The organism is Halomonas sp. TH-94 (genome assembly GCF_057473365.1).
The window spans coordinates 1-17,920 of sequence record NZ_JBYCKL010000045.1; the positions used below are offsets into that span (position 1 = coordinate 1).

Annotated in this window: 9 protein-coding genes and 1 pseudogene; 6 read left to right on the forward strand and 4 right to left on the reverse strand. The window is 61.2% G+C overall.

Annotation, left to right across the window (positions count from 1 at the left end):
- From AC2VNO_RS09030 to AC2VNO_RS09045, 4 genes and pseudogenes are all read left to right on the forward strand, one after another.
- A pseudogene (locus AC2VNO_RS09030) lies at window positions 1–1,325 on the forward strand (exodeoxyribonuclease V subunit gamma); the annotation flags it as partial.
- Window positions 1,322–5,191, forward strand: a complete 3,870-nt coding sequence (recB, locus tag AC2VNO_RS09035) for an exodeoxyribonuclease V subunit beta (RefSeq protein ID WP_486933823.1) — start codon at window positions 1,322–1,324, stop codon at window positions 5,189–5,191. The pseudogene AC2VNO_RS09030 and the gene recB, both read left to right, overlap by 4 nt.
- Window positions 5,188–7,497: an exodeoxyribonuclease V subunit alpha gene (recD, locus tag AC2VNO_RS09040; RefSeq protein WP_486933824.1), complete on the forward strand. Its 2,310-nt coding sequence runs from the start codon at window positions 5,188–5,190 to the stop codon at window positions 7,495–7,497. Before recB ends, recD begins: the two co-directional genes overlap by 4 nt.
- Before the next feature lie 239 nt (window positions 7,498–7,736).
- Window positions 7,737–8,843, forward strand: coding sequence for a GGDEF domain-containing protein (locus tag AC2VNO_RS09045; protein ID WP_486933825.1), 1,107 nt, complete (start codon window positions 7,737–7,739; stop codon window positions 8,841–8,843).
- 226 nt (window positions 8,844–9,069) lie between these two features.
- On the opposite strand, the gene AC2VNO_RS09050 is transcribed toward AC2VNO_RS09045, so the two are convergent.
- The 4 genes from AC2VNO_RS09050 to AC2VNO_RS09065 all read right to left on the reverse strand — a co-directional run bounded on the left by AC2VNO_RS09050 (window position 9,070) and on the right by AC2VNO_RS09065 (window position 13,586).
- Window positions 9,070–10,032, reverse strand: coding sequence for a calcium/sodium antiporter (locus AC2VNO_RS09050; RefSeq protein ID WP_486933826.1), 963 nt, complete (start codon window positions 10,030–10,032; stop codon window positions 9,070–9,072).
- 314 nt (window positions 10,033–10,346) lie between these two features.
- Window positions 10,347–10,826 (reverse strand): MgtC/SapB family protein, encoded by a 480-nt coding sequence (locus AC2VNO_RS09055; RefSeq protein WP_486933827.1) that lies wholly within the window; start codon window positions 10,824–10,826, stop codon window positions 10,347–10,349.
- Between the two features lie 670 nt (window positions 10,827–11,496).
- Window positions 11,497–12,510: a DUF6544 family protein gene (locus AC2VNO_RS09060; RefSeq protein WP_486933828.1), complete on the reverse strand. Its 1,014-nt coding sequence runs from the start codon at window positions 12,508–12,510 to the stop codon at window positions 11,497–11,499.
- A 62-nt stretch (window positions 12,511–12,572) separates the two neighbouring features.
- Complete coding sequence (locus tag AC2VNO_RS09065; protein ID WP_486933829.1) at window positions 12,573–13,586, reverse strand: GGDEF domain-containing protein; 1,014 nt, start codon at window positions 13,584–13,586, stop codon at window positions 12,573–12,575.
- Window positions 13,587–14,040: 454 nt separating this feature from the next.
- Between AC2VNO_RS09065 and AC2VNO_RS09070 the strand changes: the two genes are divergently transcribed.
- Both AC2VNO_RS09070 and AC2VNO_RS09075 read left to right on the forward strand, forming a co-directional pair.
- The gene (locus AC2VNO_RS09070) at window positions 14,041–16,611 is read left to right on the forward strand and encodes a sensor domain-containing phosphodiesterase (protein WP_486933830.1); all 2,571 of its coding nucleotides are present in this window, start codon (window positions 14,041–14,043) and stop codon (window positions 16,609–16,611) included.
- Complete coding sequence (locus tag AC2VNO_RS09075; protein WP_486933831.1) at window positions 16,604–17,674, forward strand: GGDEF domain-containing protein; 1,071 nt, start codon at window positions 16,604–16,606, stop codon at window positions 17,672–17,674. The genes AC2VNO_RS09070 and AC2VNO_RS09075 overlap by 8 nt, the downstream gene beginning before the upstream one ends.
- Window positions 17,675–17,920: the final 246 nt, after the last annotated feature.

Consider the following 17,920-nt stretch of genomic DNA (forward strand, 5'->3'; position numbering starts at 1 on the left):
ACGTCAGTTGGGTGGGTCGCAGCATCGTCGACAACGGCGAGAAGCCGCCCTCGGTGCTGGTCGGTCAGCTGCGCGATCATCTCGAAGCGGGATGGAAAACAGCCGACGGCAGCGACCTACTCGCCGCCCTCACTACCGAACATCCGCTGCAACCGTTCAGCCGCACCTACTTCCCTACCGAGGCGCAACAGGCCGAACGCAGCGTATCGGCCCAGCGGCTGTTCACCTTCGCCCACGAGTGGCGCGAGGTGCATGGTGAAGCGGCCCCGGCAGCGGCGCCCCTCGACCTGACGCCATACACGCAGGACGCCCCGCTGACTATCACGCAGCTAGGAAGCTTCTTGAGAGACCCGGCCCGCGCCTTCTTCACCACCCGGCTCAAGGTCTTTCTCGAACGCGAGGACATCGTCAGCCTCGACCACGAGCCCTTCGACCTGGACGGCCTTGCCAACTGGCAGCTGCAGGACCTGCTGATCTGCGAGCAGCGCCGCGCCGTGGATGAAGGCCGCGAGCGCCTGCCCGCCATGCTCGATACCCTCGACCGCCTGCAGGGCCAAGGCGTGCTGGCCATGGGCGCCTTCGGCGAGCGCATGCGCGAACAGCTCACCGAACCGATGGATGCGCTGTTCGAAGCCTACGAGGAAGCCCTGGAAGCGTGGCCCCGGGCCATCGATGAGCCCGAGCCGGTGCAGCTCAACGTACCCGGCGCCCCGCCGTTGGAAGACTGGCTCGACGAGCTGCGCGAGAGCGAATCGGGCGAGCGCTGCCGCCTGGTGCTCGCCAGCAGCAGCCTGGTGAAGAAGGGCAAGTACCGCTGGTCGCACATCCTGCGCCACTGGGTCGCGCACCTGGCCGGGCACCTGAACGACAGGCCCATGACCAGCCTGCTGCTTTCCAAGGCCGGCCACGTTACCCTGCCGCCCCTCGACCCGGAAGCCGCCCGCCTGCAGCTGCGCGAAATCGTCCGCACCTGGCAGGCCGGCATGCAGATGCCGCTGCCGCTGGCCTGCGATACCGCCTTCGTCTGGCTGAGCAAATTAGGCACCCCCGACACCGAGCGCGACAGCGATGCCTGGCGCGCCGCCGCCAGCGCCTACAACGGCGACGACTTCAACGCCGGCGAGGCGGGCCGCAACGCCTACCTCGCCCACCGCTGGCCCAGCTTCACCGCGCTATATGAAGCCCGCCAGGACAGGCTCGGCTTCGCCGAACTCACCGAACGCCTGCTCGCCCCGGTGCATCTTGCCGTGAAAGGCGACAAGAAAGAGGGCGACAAGAAAGAGAGCGGGAAGAAGGAAACGAAGAAAGCGGGGAGCCAGGCATGAGCGACGTCTCTCAATTAAAGCCGCTTGAGTTCCCGCTTCACGGCAGCCGTCTGATCGAGGCGAGTGCGGGAACGGGCAAGACCTTCACCATCGCCCTGCTCTACGTGCGCCTGGTGCTCGGCGCCCGCTCGGAATCCGACGAGGCTGCCTTCGAGCGCCCGCTGACGCCGCCGGAGATCCTGGTGGTGACCTTCACCAACGCCGCTACCCAGGAACTACGCGAGCGGATTCGTGCGCGGCTCGTCGAGGCAGCCAATGTCTTTCTTGAAGGGCATGAATCGAACCTGAACCTCGCCGAGACTTCGGGAGCAGGTCGTAGCGGAGGTCCGATTCCAGGGAAGGAATCGGTAGCGCCCAGGGACGGGTTCACAGCGCCTCCGCGGAGACCTGCTGACGAAGTACCACCAACCAAAGCCGATCCACTGCTTCTGGCCCTCCGCGACCAATACGATCCTGCCACCTGGTCCGCCTGCGCCCGGCGCCTGCAGCTCGCCGCCGAATGGATGGACGAAGCCGCCGTCTCCACCATCCACAGCTGGTGCTACCGCATGCTGCGCGAGCACGCCTTCGACAGCGGCAGCCTGTTCTCGCTGAACCTGGAAAACGACCAGACCGAGCTGGAACTGGAGGTGGTGCGCGACTACTGGCGCAGCTTCTACTACCCGCTCAACCTCGATGAGCTGGCCACCGTGGTGCGCCACTGGAGCACCCCTGAGCAGCTGCACCAGGCGGTGCGCGGGCTGATGCCCGAAGCGGAAGCGCTCGACAAGGGCGCCCCGCCCCCGGCCGAAACGGTGGCCAACGCCCAGCGCGAGACCGCCGAGCGCCTGGCTCAGCTCAAGGCCCCCTGGACCCAATGGGTGGACGAATGCGAGGTGCTGTTCGAAGAGGCCGCCCAGCAAAAGGCCTTCAAGGGCCAGAGCTTCAATGCCCGAAGCCGCAGCAACTGGCTCGGCGCCCTGCGCGAATGGTGCCAAGGGGATGCCACCTGGCCCGGCCTGACCGATGCCGCCTGGAAGCGCCTCACGCCCCAGGGCATGGCCGATATCTGGCTCAAGGGCGAGCCGCCGAATCATCCGGCCCTGGCCGCGCTGGAAGCCCTGCAGGATGAGCTTCACGCCCTGCCCGATCCTTACGCCGATCTGCTCACCCACGCCGTGCACTGGTGCCGGGCGCGGCTCGACCGCGAGCAGGAGCGCCGCGCCGAGATGGGTCCCAACGAGCTGCTCACGCATCTCGACCGGGCGCTCACCGGCCCCAACTGCGAGGCACTGGGCGCACAGATCCGCCGTCAGTTTCCGGTCGCCCTGGTCGATGAGTTCCAGGACACCGACCCGGTGCAGTACCGCATCTTCGACTGCGTGTACCGCATCCGCGAGAACCGGCCGGAGTGCGGAGTATTTCTGATTGGCGATCCCAAGCAGGCGATCTACGCCTTCCGCGGCGCCGACATTCATACCTACCTGCGCGCCCGCCGCGATACCCAAGGCCGCCACGTCACCCTAGGCACCAACTTCCGCTCCAGCAGCGAGATGGTCGAAGCCGTGAACCGCTGCTTCGAATTCGCCGAGGCGCATCCGCCCGGCGCCTTCCTGTTCAATTCCCCCGAGGGGAACCCCGTTCCTTTCAATGCGGTTGGCGCCAAAGGGCGCAAGGACTCACTCACCCGCCAGGGCCAGCCGCTGCCGGCCATGACCCTGTGGCAGCTGGAAAGCGACGAGCCGCTCTCCAAGACCGCCTACCACGGCGTAATGGCCGAGCGCTGCGCCTCCTATATGGTCGAGCTACTCAACGAGGGCCAGCGCGGCAGCGCCGGTTTTCAAGAAGGCGGCGCACTCAAGCCGCTCAAGCCTTCCGATATGGCGGTGCTGGTCAACGGACTGGGTGAGGCGCGGGCGATCCGCCAGGCGCTGGCCAGGCGCGGGGTGAAGAGCGTCTACCTCTCCGACAAGGACAAGGTGTTCGCCTCGCCGGTCGCGACCCAGCTCGACGCCTGGCTGCGCGCCTGCGCGGCGCCTGAAGACGACCGCCTGCTGCGTACCGCCCTGGCCACTTCCGTGCTGGGGCTGGATATCGTCACGCTGGATCGTTTGAACGAGGATGAGCTCGCCTGGGAAGAGCGCGTGCTGCAGTTCCGCGACTACCATCGGCTGTGGCAGCGCCAGGGTGTGCTGCCGCTGGTGCGCAAGATCATTCACGACTTCGACGTCGCCACCCGGCTACTCGCCTGGGGACCTGCCAGCGACGGTGAGAGAGCGCTTACCGACCTCCTTCATCTCGGCGAACTGCTCCAGCACGCCAGCCAGGAGCTCGACGGCGAACACGCGCTGATCCGCTTCCTTGCCGAATCCATCGCCCACCCGGAAGGCCAGGGCGACACCCACAAACTGCGCCTGGAGAGCGACGCCGACCTGGTGCAGGTCATCACCATTCACAAGTCCAAGGGGCTGGAGTACCCGCTGGTGTTCCTGCCTTTCATCTGCAGTCATCGCCCGACGAAGAAGGACGACTCGCCGCTGCGCTGGCACGACGCCGAAGGCCGCCTGCGCATCAGCCTGGAAGCCGATGAGGAAACGCTGGCCACCGTCGACCGCGAGCGCCTGGGCGAAGACCTGCGCAAGCTCTACGTGGCGCTGACCCGTGCGCGCCACGCCACCTGGCTCGGCATGGCGCCGCTCAAGGGCGGCGAGGGCAGCGCCATCGGCCAGTTGCTGGCCAACGGCGACCTGCTCGGCCCGACTGGATTCAGCGAAGCGCTCGCACGACTCAAGGGCGCCTGCGCAGCCATCGAGATCGCCTCGGCGCCGCCGGCCCACGCCCAGATCGTCACCCAAACAGAGCGCGACGATGTCCTTGGCGAAGCGCGCACGCCCACGCGCCCCGCCCGCGAGCACTGGTGGATCGCCAGCTACTCGGCGCTGCGTCTCTCGGGAGAAATGGCAAGCGCCCCAGTAAGGACTGACTTACCCCCCACCCTGCATGACAGCGAAGCGAAGCGAAACGGCAGCATGCCGGAACCGGCCACCGCCATGGAAGCCACCGCGCTGGAGGTACTGGAGGAACCCCGCGACAGCGGCCAGAGCGAACCGTTGCCTTCCTTACATCGGTTCCCCCGAGGCCCCGGGCCTGGGATATTCTTGCACGGCATTCTCGAATGGGCCGGGGAACTGGGCTTCACCCGCGTGGCCCGCGACCCGGCCCTGCGCGAAGAGACCCTGGCGCGGCGCTGCCAGGTGCGCGGCTGGCAGCCGTGGCTGAACACCCTGCACGCCTGGTTCGGCACCCTGCTCGCCGCCCCGCTGCCGCTGCCCGACAACGCCGGCAACCTCAGGCTCGAAGCGCTGACCAGCTATCAGGTGGAGATGGAATTCTGGTTCGCCGCCAGCAAGGTCGACACCCGCCGGCTGGATGCCCTCGTAAGTACTTACACACTCCCGGGCACGCCCCGCCCCGCGCTGGATACCGATACCCTCAACGGCATGCTCAAGGGCTTCATCGATCTGGTGTTCGAGCATGAAGGGCGCTACTACGTGGCCGACTGGAAATCGAACCACCTGGGGCCGGACGACAGCGCCTACCGCCCCGAGGCGATGCGCCAGGCGGTGGCCGAGAAACGCTACGACCTGCAGTACGCGCTCTACCTGCTGGCCCTGCACCGGCTGCTCAAGGCACGCCTGCCGGACTACGACTACGACCGCCACATCGGCGGCTCGCTCACGGTCTTTCTCAGGGGCGCGAATGCAGAGAGCCGCGGCGTACACGCCGAGCGCCCCCCACGCCAGCTGATCGAAGCGATGGATGCGCTGTTCCAGGGCGACACCCAAGCGGCAGGCGCCGCCACCCAGGCAACGGAGGCGCCGGCATGAGCAAGCGCAGCAAGCACCACGACGACGCCACCCTGGACCTGTTCGCCGACCTGAACGAATCCGGCGACGCCGAAGCGCCCCAGGCTGCACAGGTCAACATACAGGCGGCACTCCACGACACCCAGGCGCTGTTCGCCCTGCTCGACCGCTGGGTGGAACGCGGCTGGCTGCGCGCACTGGATCGGGCGCTGGCCAGCTTCTTCCAGCGCGAGGTGAACGACGCCCCGCCCCTGCTGTTGCTCGCCGCTGCCCTTGCCAGCCATCAGCTCGGCCGCGGCCACGTGTGTCTCGACCTCGCCCAGACCCTGGCCGCCCCCGACCTGGCGCTCTCGCTGCCGCCGGAAGGCGACGACCTTAGCGACCCACCGCCGCTGCCGAGCGAGCTGATGGCAGGGCTGGATCTCGCCACCTGGCGCGATGCCCTGAACCACCCTGCCCTGGTGGCAGATGGCAACACTCCCCAGCCCGGAAACACGCCATTGGTGCGCAGCGAACGCGACGGCAACGTGCGCCTCTACCTGCGCCGCTACTGGCAGTACGAGCAGGACATTCGCGGCCTGATCGGCAGCCGACTTACTGCCGCCACCGACGCAGAAGCCGACACCGCCACCCTGGCCCGGGCGCTGGCCGCACTCTTCACCCCGGGGCATGAGCTCGACTGGCAGCAGGTCGCCTGTGCGCTGGCCAGCCGCTCGCGCTTCGCCGTGATCACCGGCGGCCCCGGTACCGGCAAGACCACCACCGTGGTCAAGCTGCTCGCTTTGCTGCAGGCCCTGGCCCTGGGCGACACCACACCAACGGGTTCCGCCGCCCCGCGCCCACTGCGCATTCGCCTTGCCGCCCCCACGGGCAAGGCCGCCGCACGGCTCAACGAATCCATCGCCAAGCAGGTGCAGGGGCTTTCGCTGGTGGAACTGGCCGCCGCCGTGGGCCAACAGGGTGTGGATATCTCAACTCTGCGCGACAGCATTCCCACCGAGGTCACCACCTTGCATCGCCTGCTGGGTTCGCGACCAGATACCCGCCACTTCCGCCACCACGCCGGCAACCCGCTGGCGCTGGACGCCCTGGTGATCGACGAAGCCTCGATGGTGGATATCGAGATGATGGCCGCCGTGCTCACCGCCCTGCCGCCCAAGGCGCGGCTGATTCTGCTCGGCGACAAGGACCAGCTCGCCTCGGTGGAAGCCGGCGCCGTGCTCGGCGACCTGTGCCAGCGCGCCGAAGGCGGACACTACACCCCGGCTACCTGCGACTGGCTGCAACGGGTGACCGGCACGCCGATTCCCGAGCAGTACAAGGACACTTTCTACAACGAACCGGGCCAGCCGCTGGACCAGGCCATCGCCATGCTGCGGGTGAGCCACCGCTTCGATGCGAAAAGCGGCATCGGCCAGCTTGCCGAAGCGGTCAATCGCCCGCTCGGTTCCGGTCAGAATGAGAAAGAGGGCCAGAAAGAGAAGAAACGCGCGGTACGGGAGATCTTCCAACAGGGTTACGCCGATATCGCCCGCCTCGCCCTGGCGGACGCCGACGACCCGGCGCTGGATCGCCTGGTGGTAAACGGCAACCCCGCCGGCTTCACCAACAGCGGCGAAGGTCGCCACGACCGACGCGGCGAACCCATCGCCCCGCCGCGAGGCTACGCCCACTACCTGGACGTGATGCAGGCGGCGCGCCCCACCCAGCCCTACTTCGGAGAAGGCGAAGCGCGCCAGCCCTATGACGACTGGGCCCGCCAAGTACTCTCCGCCCACGGCCAGTTCCAGTTGCTGTGCGCACTGAGAAAAGGCCCCTGGGGCATCGACGGCCTGAACCCGCGCATCGGCCGTGCACTGCGCCGCGCCGGCTGGCTCAAGGCCAGCGACCTGGAACTGGAACAGGGCTGGTTCGATGGCCGCCCGGTGCTCGTCACCCGCAACGACTACGGCCTGGGGCTGATGAACGGCGATATCGGCATAACCCTCGCCGTGCCCGAAGCTCGCAGCGCAAGCGAATCGCCCGGCCGCACCTTATTGCGCGTCGCCTTTCCCGCCAGCGACGGCAGCGGCGACATCAAGTGGGTGCTGCCCAGCCGCCTGCAGGCGGTGGAAACCGTGTTCGCCATGACGGTACACAAATCCCAGGGCTCGGAATTCACCCACACTGCCCTGCTGCTCCCCGACGCCCCCAACCCCATCCTTACCCGGGAGCTGGTCTACACCGGCATCACCCGCGCGCGGGACTGGCTCACGCTGGTGGAGAGCGGACGCGGAATGCTGGATGAGGCGGTGACAAGGGAGGTGGTCAGAGTGAGTGGGTTGTAAACAGGGGGAATCGTTAAATCCGCTTGTGTTCCAGACCTCTTGTAACCCTTATATTGCATCAGGCTGGCAGTAAGGGCGCTCACCTCGAACTCTACGGCGGTGAAGTATCCGATTATCACAAGAACGGGGAGAGTCGGCCTTTGTCGTCACCAACAACACAATACCCGCTGCACCGCCTGACCGGTCAATTTCTTGAGCCGAACAGGGAGGCCACGTACCGCAGGGACATCGAGCCCAGAGTGAGACTCGAGGCCTGCCTGACACTGATCGTGTCGGCCCTGATCTTTGGCATGTTTTCCATTTCGGACTACTACTACACCGGCGTGAGCACGGAGCTCTACCTGCTGCTAGCCATGCGCGCCGTGGTGATCGGCTCCTGCCTGACTCTCGCCTTCGTGCTCGCACGCAGGGGTAACTATTCCAACAACCTTTGGCTGCATGCCCTGCCACTCTGGATACTGGCAACAGGCATTATCCTGATCGTTCCCCTGCGCCCCGACAGCCTCGCCACTCAGGTCACCGCAGTGGTAGTAGCCACCATGGCGTTCTACCTGCTGATCCCCAACCTGTTGCCCGTCGTGGCCATCGCCAGCCTCTACTTGAGCGTCGGCTTCCTGGCCGCAGCGGTGATGGCGGCCGATATTCCCGCCGTGGCCACACTGCGGATTTTGCTCCTGCTCATCATGACAAACGTCGTAGGCTTCTTCGCCTTGTTGCGGTTGGAAAGACTACAGCGACGCCAGTTCGCGCTATTGCAGGAAGAGCGAGTTCACAACCAACAGCTGGTCGAGGAAATAACTCACCGAAAATCGCTGGAAGCGCAGCTGCGCAGGGTCGCCGAGCGCGATGCGCTGACGGGGCTGGATAGCCGGAGTCATTTCATGACGCAAGCCCAGAAGCTGCTGCAACGCTCGCAGCTCGAAAAGGCGCCCTTCAGTCTTTTCATGATCGACGTCGATCATTTCAAGGCCATCAACGATACCTGGGGGCACAGCCAGGGGGATCGTGTACTAAGCGCGATTGCCGCCACCTGCAGGCGATCCCTCAGACCCGGGGATGTAATAGGTCGTTTCGGAGGCGAAGAGTTCATCGTGGCCTTACCGAACACGCATCTTGAAGACGCTAGGTTGGTGGCGGAGCGGCTACAGAAGGAGGTCGCCGAGCTGCCGGTAATGGAGAAAGACTCCAGTTGCCGCCTGACCGTCACCATCGGTATTGCTGGGGTTCTTGACGAGAGCACCGACCTGGACGCCTTGATCAACCAGGCCGACCAAGCCCTGTACGCTGGCAAGCACGACGGAAGGAATCGGGTCGTGATGAGTGATGAAGGCAGAGAAGAGGCTTGAAAGATGACGCGTCGCCTTCTGGCAGCTACGGCAGCGGCGAATGTGCTTGGGAGGTAGTAGAGAAGCCGATATCAACACTGTTGTTGATGTCGGCTTTCGGCCAAGAGCGGACGTTCGGCTACACCTCATATATCGTCGCCAACACACGCAGCTTAGTAATTTAGCCGTATCCAAAACCAGAAAAGTTACGCTGAACTTGACATGAATAATTTTTTACGCCAGGAGCTTATGAACGGAATATCGTAAAACTCAGACCGACATACGCTACGTAACCGAGCATGAGCAACCCGCCTTCGAGCCTGCTAAGGCGACTCCCAGTGTATAGAAAAAGCAACAGAATTAGCGACGTTCCCAGCATGACCCACTGATCAAACTGCAAGATTCGCTCATGGACTGGAAGAGGCTGCAGGAACGCGGAAATTCCGAGTATTCCCAGGAGATTGAAAGTATTGCTTCCCAGAATATTTCCAATAGCAACATCGGCATGCCGCCGTAATGCCGCAATTACTGAGATGGAAAGCTCGGGCAGAGACGTACCAACCGCCACAAGGGTCAGGCCTATTACAGCCTCTGAGACACGAAATGACTCGGCTATTCCCACAGCTCCCTTTAGCAAGACTTGCGAGCCCGCGATCAAAAGCCCCAAACCCAACACAATCGACATGACTATCCATAGCGTATTTTTTGGTAACGAAGTCATCTCCTTCCCTTCAGCTCTGTGCAACTCTGCGGAAGGAACTTTACCGGACCGTTCAGACACATAAGCCCATATCAGATAAGCGGCTAGCGCCAACAGGAATATGGCAGCGTCAGACCTTTCCAAGGCATCCCCACCGACAAGAACAAGAAACAAAATGCTAGCCGCGACAACAGTGACGCCATCACGCCGCAACACCAGCGGCTTAACAGCAAGCGGTGTTATCAGCGCGCACAAACCTAGAATTAGCAATATATTGCCAATATTGCTCCCTACAACGTTACCGATTGCGATGTCTGGCCGCTCACTCAAAGCCGCATCGATTGAAACAACCAACTCTGGAGCAGACGTACCGAAACCCACAATCAGCAACCCGCTGAGCAAAGGTGAAATCCCCAGTCGACTTGCAGCAGCCAGAGAACCTCTGATAAGTGCCTCACCGCCACCTGTCAGAAGAAAAACCCCGATCGCGACAAGCAGCAGGTTCAACAAAACTGTGAGCTTCCAGTTGCTAACTTCATAAGAAATTTCTGCCTCAGGATGGAATAACTAATAGCAATGAGCGCGCCTGCTGCCTTTGCCTGAATGTCGTTATAGCTTTGTAAGCAGCAATCTGCCTCACATCAAGCATAGGCGAACCTTCCTCTTTCGGCCACAAGCGGACGTTCAGAAAAGTCGATATTTTTGTATGCTTGCCGGCGCGAGGTATGAACACCCTGTGACTGTAAGTGTGGGGAATGCATTCAATTAAATGGTCAGGTGCAATGCTGATTTTCTGAAAAAATTTAATTTTTGAATGTACAGCATCATGGGATTTTATTGCGGTTTGAGCGAATAATGAAAGGCATCACATAAAGTACCACCCAAGCCAGAACCGTGCACAGCACCGCAGTCTGCTCGCGCCCCAGACCAACGGCTATTCCTATGGCTGCCGTGAACCAAATACCAGCAGCAGTGGTAAGCCCAGAAGCGCTTTGTTCATCTTTGCGGGTGATGATGGTTCCGGCACACAGAAAGCCGATGCCGGCAATCACCCCTTGAATGACACGGCTCATCTCAGGATCCGAAATACCTGCTTGCTGTGGGATAAATATAAATAGAGCAGCCCCCATACAAACTAACATATGTGTACGTACCCCAGCAGCCTTGCCCCGCTTTTCTCGTTCCAGCCCAAGCAGGCCACCCAAGATAGCGGCGAATAGCAATCTAATGACTACAATAATAAATTCACCCAAATCGTTAAAATCCGAAAACTCAGACATGATAGTACGGCCGATAAGCTCCATCGCTTTTCTCCTATAAAGTGCGACTAAAATTCCATAAAAAATACAGATGTGACATGAGGCACCTTCTTAGACTTTAACATTCATGCTGGTCGAAATATAAATGGACGAACATGGTCGCAAACTGCCTATAATTGTGAACCACGTATTTCTCAACTCAAAAATTCTGTTATCCATTTTTGAAGGTTACCGTGGCAGTCTCTTGTTCTTGATAAGGATCGGGTAAAGCACTGCGCCAGATTCGTAAATCATGCAAAAATATTTTGCCGAATACATCTGACTTGTAGCGATCCTCTATTTTTGGGGCCCAAAAGAATTAGGCCGACCGCTTGGCACCCCAATGAAAACTACCTGCGCGATCAAAATTATTACACTACGCGTTCGCTGCCTTTTCATCCATGTCCGCTTTGGGTCGATACCGGTCAGTGTGGTTGGTAGCCGCGTTCGCGTAGTTCGATGACGTCTTTGGAATCAGCAAGCTGCACTCGCCGGTGTAACCTGCACTCGACTGTCAAGTACGAAAAGCGCGATCGCGGTACGGAAGTTCCTTATCCATCCGGGCTGCCCCTGTGCGTAACGCATGTGACGTTATGTATCTTTGCGTTTCAGCCTAGCATCGGAGCATGATTTGTCCCATGACAGGAATCAACGCAGCCCAACGAAAGGCTGGGCGCTAAGGCGCTGGAAACCGCACCTCCCCCACCCTTGCCCGAAAGAACGGAAAGTACGCCTCTGTGCCGAAGTGATTGCCACCATCGACTCTGGTGGGCAGGGTGAAGCCTTCGAAGTCTTGGAAGCCATCCAGGTAGCCGCCGAAGGGCTGGAGCCGCCACTCCTTCTCGGGGTTGGCGTTGCTCCAGCGTTGGAACTGCACCCAGCGCGGTTGGCCGTTCTCGGCCACGGCAATCTCTATGGCTTGTTCCAGCGTGCCGTGGGTGATGATCGCTCGTGCCAGGTTGGGCTCGCCGGTCTCTTCCCAACGCACTCCGTGCTGGGGCAGCAGCGCTGCCGGAGCCCAGAAGGCGGCTTCCGCCACGGCTCGGCCGAACGAGGCGCGCAGGTGGTTGTCATCGCCTCCTACCCTGGCGACGGGTAGCGTGCCGTCGAGCCAGAAGCGCGTCCAGGAGCGGCCTTCCGCCATGCCGTCCGAGCCGCTCATCTGCATGAGGCCGGCGCCGGCTCGCTCGAGGCACCAGATAAAGCCGTGCGGTGGAGCGAGTATCTGGCGTGCCCGCATGGGACGGTAGCCGGGGGCTTCCGTGGGAAGCTCTGCACAAATTGACGAGCGAGATGAAGCGCAAGGCGCACGGTGCGCAGGAACCGGAGCATATGGGGATATATATGAGGATTCCGAGCACCGCGCAACGCAGCGATTCGCTCGCACAGGCTTTTGTGGAGTGTTTCCCTTGGTGCCGAGGCCGATCTCGCCGCTCATATGAACTTCACTGACTATATGAAGCGGTGTGCCCGGGGCGATGGTGTATAGGAAGTAGCGCCGAGCGGCGTCGGGCAGGCCTTCCACCATGGCGGGGTCGAACGTTTCGACGGTGGCGGGCGCCTGGGATCGCAGCCAGGCCCAGGCATCCTCCATCGCGCGGTTATCGGCCAGGCGCCAGGCCTGCATGGCCAGTACGCCGGTGAGTACCAGCGCCAGCAGCAGGGTTACGGCCATTGCCAGGTATGCCATTCGCCTGCTCCTTCGCTCTGCTAACGTTCCCGTTTAGACGACCACCTTCTCGTGGAATGTGTTTAACCGGACGCCTTTCGATGATACTCGCGCTTGGCGGCAAGTAGCTGCTGGTCAGCGCGGGCGGCCATGCCTTCCAGACTGTCTTCGCGGCGCAGGGTGGCAACCCCCACGCTGATCGAGATGGCAGTCAGTTCATGCGTCTGCTGCTGCAGTCGCTTGGCGGTGGCGCGGGCGTCTTCGTTACTGCTCTCGGGTAGCAGGATCAGAAATTCATCACCGCCGAAGCGGCCCAGCAGATCGTTTGCGCGCAGGGCGCCCTGCAGGCTCTCGGCAACGCGCTTGAGCGCGGCATCCCCTTCGGCATGGCCTTGGGTGTCGTTGACCTGCTTGAAGGCGTCCAGGTCGATCATCAACACGCTGAGCGAAGTGTCATAGCGTCTTGCCCGTTCGATTTCGCGCTGGCCCAGGGTCTCGATATGGCGGCGGTTGTAGCAGCCGGTCAGGAAATCGCGGGTCGCCATCTCCTTGAGCTGGTCGTTGAGCAGCCTGAGCTCGCGGTTGGCGTGCTGCAATTCAGCGGTACGCTGCTCCACGCAAGCTTCCAGCACCTGATTGTGGCGTTCCAGCGCATCTCGGGCCTGGTGCAGTTCGGTCACGTCCTGAGCGATACCGAACAGGTGGGTCACGCGCTGCGGGTCGTCGGCAGCATTGTGCAGCGGCACGATCAGCGTCAGCCAGTAGCCGTACTGCTCGTTGCCATGCTCGTCGAAGAACGCGGCATGCTCTTGATAGCGCATCGGCTTGTTGCGCGCCACGCATTCGCGGTAGCGCGCATAGATCGCCTCAGCCGTAGGAGCCGGCATGAACGCCGGAAGCGGCTGGCCCAGGCACTCACGGCCGATGGTGTCGAGCTGTGCCGGGTTGGCTGCCTCGACCGTGAAGTGGCCGTCGTCTTCCACACTTACCAGGAACATGTTCTCGGGGAAGTGAATCCAGAGCTCACGAATCAGCGGATGCCCCATGAGGGCCTCGTGGAAGGATTGCTGCGCCTGCTGAGGAGGTTCGACTGTCATGCGATCACCCACGACGAGGTTTACACTACCTTTACAGTAACCTCCTGGCCTGGCAAGTGTTGCCAGCTGCACGGAGCGCGCTCCATGACTGCCAATAGCGTTTTTCGGCTGTCTCGCGTCTTGGGATCGGAGAGAGCTGATGGCTGCGCTTGCAAGACGTCTATGGACCAAAGCCGGGCAAAGTGGCCAGAGTGAACAGAATTCGTCTCTGTGCAGCGTAATTTTTTTTAAAGTATTTCTGCCTGCTGCCGACCTCTAAGGTAGCAAGGTAGCGTCGAGAAACCGCTTCTTGCTCAGCGCCCAATTCATCGGCACAAGCCAGTTCCCCACGGCGGGCATTTTCTACTTGTGCTCCGACAGTGACTTTGCCTAGCCTAACCACCTCCTACAGTATTCGCTACTCTTGAATAGCAGCCTCTTGAAGCTAGGGAGCGAGGTACATGGAGACATACGCGTGACGGACGAACTCGCCCTGCTGGAGGTTCAGCAAGATATACATGAATTGATTGCCCAGCAGGCACCGCTGGATACGACGCTGGATGCGATCGCCCACTGGATCGGCATCCAGCTTCCCGGTGCCGTTGTGGCCTTCATGCGCTTCGATCCGGCGCGTTGCTCGCTCAGTCTGGTTTCCAGCCAGCGCTTCTCACGAGACTATTGGGAACGGCTCCAGAATGTTCCCGTCGACACCTCGAATGCCTCGTTCGGTGCGGCTGCCTACCTGCGTCGGCAGGTCATCACCGACGACATCCAGGCGGACTCACGCTGGGAGGCCTTCCGCGATGCCGCCATTGCCGAAGGATTTCGCTCCTGCTGGTCAAGCCCAGTGATTACCACACAGGGCGAGTTGCTGGGGACATTCGGCACCTATTACCCAGAGGCCAGGGCTCCCAGCGAACTCAGCAAACGACGACTCAGCCAGGCCGCTGCCCTGATCGCCCTGGCAGTTATCAGGGACCGTGACAGCCGCCACCATCGTACCCTGGCCGAATGGCACCGCTCTTTGTTCGTGAACCATCCAGACGGGGTCTATGAGTTCGATCTCGAGGGCCGATTCCAGCGCGGCAACGCCGCCCTGGAACGGATCACGGGTTACCCGGAGGGGGCCCTGATCGGCCGCCATTTCAACGAGTTCGTCGCACCCGACTATCGCAAGCTGACCCAGGCGGCCTTTGATGCCGCCAAGGCAGGCGCCTCACGTCAGTACGAGACCATGGGCGTCCATGCCGACGGCCATACCTACCACGTAGAAGTCACCAATTTTCCAGTGACTATCGAAGAGGACATCGTCGGCGTCTACGGCATCTGTCATGACATCACGTCGCGCAAGCGTCAGGTAGCCGAGCTGAGGCTGTTACAGCGGGGCATCCAGTCCAGTCCCAACGGGATCCTCATGGCCGATGCCACCCGGCACGACCTGCCGCTCGTCTATGCCAATGAGGCTTTCTACCGTATTACGGGCTATACCCCGGACGATGTGCTGGGCAGAAATTGTCGTTTCCTGCAAGGTGATGAAACCGACCCCGCGACTATCGGCAAGATCCGCCAGAGCGTGGTGGATCGTACCGAGGTGCAGGTCACGCTGCTGAATTACCGCAAGGACGGCACGCCCTTCTGGAATAGACTGGCCATTAATCCCGTCTTTGACGAAGCTGGCCGCTGCACTCACTTCATCGGCATCCTGGAGGACATCACCGAGCAGAAGAACCAAGAAGCCAAGATTGCTCATCAGACCACCCACGACCTGCTCACTGACTTGCCCAACCGAGCCGCGCTTGAGAGTCGCCTCGAGCATGTTTTCCGGCTGAGTCAGCAGAACCAGAAACTGCTAGCGGTGATGCACCTTGATCTCGATGGATTCAAGGCTATCAATGATGGGCTGGGTTACACCGTCGGCAATCAACTGTTAATGGCCGTCGCCGACCGCCTACGGCAGCTGCTTCGCCACACTGACACCCTGGCCCGCCTCACCGGAGATGAGTTTGTCTTTTTAATGCCTGGCTTTAGGGCCCGGGAAGAAGTGGTAGACGCCGCTGAGCGCATTCTCAGTGCTTTGGAACACCCGTTCGAGATCGATGGCCGCGCGTTACACATCAGTACCAGCATTGGCGTCGCTTGCAGCGACGAGGACGTTCACCAAGCTCAAGAATTGTTGCAGCATGCCGACCTGGCTGTAGAGGTGGCAAAAAAGCAGGGACGCAACACTTGGCAGTGGTACCAGGGAGAGGGAGTGGGGCACACCAGCGAGCACATAATGCTGCGCCATGACCTCCACACCGCGCTGCGTGAAAACCAGTTCGAACTCTACTACCAGCCAGTGGTTGATGCCGTCAGTGGCCAGATTCGCAGCGTCGAAGCCTTGCTCCGGTGGCACCATCCAACACATGGTATGGTATCGCCTGGAATCTTCATTCCCATCGCCGAACAAACCGGCCAGATCATTCCCCTGGGCCGCTGGGTACTGAGACAGGCGTGCCAGAGCCTGGCTGAACGGCACGCCAAGGGCGAGCGTGTATTTCCGGTGGCAATCAACATCTCGTCGCTGCAGTTCCACCGCGATGGTTTCCTCGATGAAGTACAAGACATCCTGGACGAAACGGGCCTTCCGCCTGAACTCCTCGAGCTGGAGATGACCGAGAGCATCTTGATGGTGGGCGCTGAACTGGCTATCGAGATGATCCGTAAATTGCGCGGGATGCGTATCACGGTCGCCATCGACGATTTTGGCACCGGCTTCTCTAGCCTCAGCTACCTGCGCGATCTGCCCATCCATAAAATCAAACTGGACCGCGCCTTTATCCAGAATATCCTTACCAGCCGCAGTAATGCCGCCATAGTCCAGGGTATCATCACCATGGCCCATCACATGGATCTGGTGGTGGTCGCCGAAGGCGTTGAGGAGCGAGAACAGCAGCAGGACCTGATCCGTCGCGACTGCAATCTGCTGCAGGGCTTTCTATTCGCCCGACCCATGCCACTGGAGGACCTAATGGCCTTACCGGAACGACTTCCCGCCAATGACTGACGATACCAATTTTTGCTCAGCCGAATATGAAGCGAAGCGTTTGCGGGCGCTGGCCGAGTACCAGATCCTCGATACGCCAAAGGAGTCGGCGTTTGATGATATCGTCGAGGTGATATCACTCATCTGCGAAACCCCCATCGCCGTCATCAATTTCATTGACTCCGATCGGCAGTGGTTCAAGTCGGAGAAGGGGCTTGGTGTGCGCGAAACCCCACTGGATATTTCTCTCTGTGCGCATGCCATCCTGCAGCGGGGACTATTCATTGTGCACGACACTATCCAGGATCCGCGTTTCGCCAATAACCCCTTGGTGATCGGCGAGCCGCATCTGCGCTTCTATGCTGGCGCACTCTTGGAAAGCGGAGAAGGCTATCCGCTTGGGACACTGTGCGTACTCGACTATCGGCCCCGTGTGTTGACGGAGCGCCAACTTTTCGCCCTGCAGGCCCTCGCCAATCAGGTAATGGCGCACATGGAACTGATGCAGGCTCACCGTGCACAGGCCGAATTGATACGCGAGCTGAAGGCAACACGGCAAGAATTGGCCAAACGTGCATGCACCGATCCGCTCACTGGGCTCGGCAACCGACGCTACCTGTACGACCAGGCGGTGATAGAAATGGCGCGCGCCAAGCGCAGCGGCGAGCCGCTCAGCCTGATCGCCATCGACCTGGACCACTTCAAGCGGATCAACGACGAATATGGCCATGATGTGGGGGATAGCACCCTTCAGGCCTTTGCCAATACAGCCAAGGAGTCGCTGAGGGAGGGCGACGTGCTGTGTCGGATGGGCGGCGAGGAGTTTGCCATTCTGCTTCCCGCCACCTCCAGGTCCCAGGCAATGCAAGTGGCAGAACGACTGCGCCAGATGCTGGCAGCCACACCGGTGAACGTCGGTCGCGACGTCATCGAGGGCGGCTGGTTGTCTTATACCGCCTCACTGGGCGTGACCCAGGTCCTCGCCGAGGAGCCCTCGCTGAAGCCCGCCATCAAGCGCGCCGATCTGGGGCTCTACGCGGCCAAGGAGGCGGGACGTAACCGGGTCCACTGGCAGGACTTGTAATGGCATCGGTAAAGTGATGCCAACGAATCTTGATTGACACCTTGAATGAGGCATTCCCATAGTTTAATTAATGAGTACGATTTCTTCAGGAAAATAATTTATCATTTAATACAATAACTAAATCCCTCCGGCGCCATACGCAAGATACCCCATGGCTACTACTCCCGTCCCGGCCACCCAGCAGCACAGGTCATACGCTCGCTACTTCAACACAAGCATGAGTTTTCGCTGTACTCCAAAGCCATG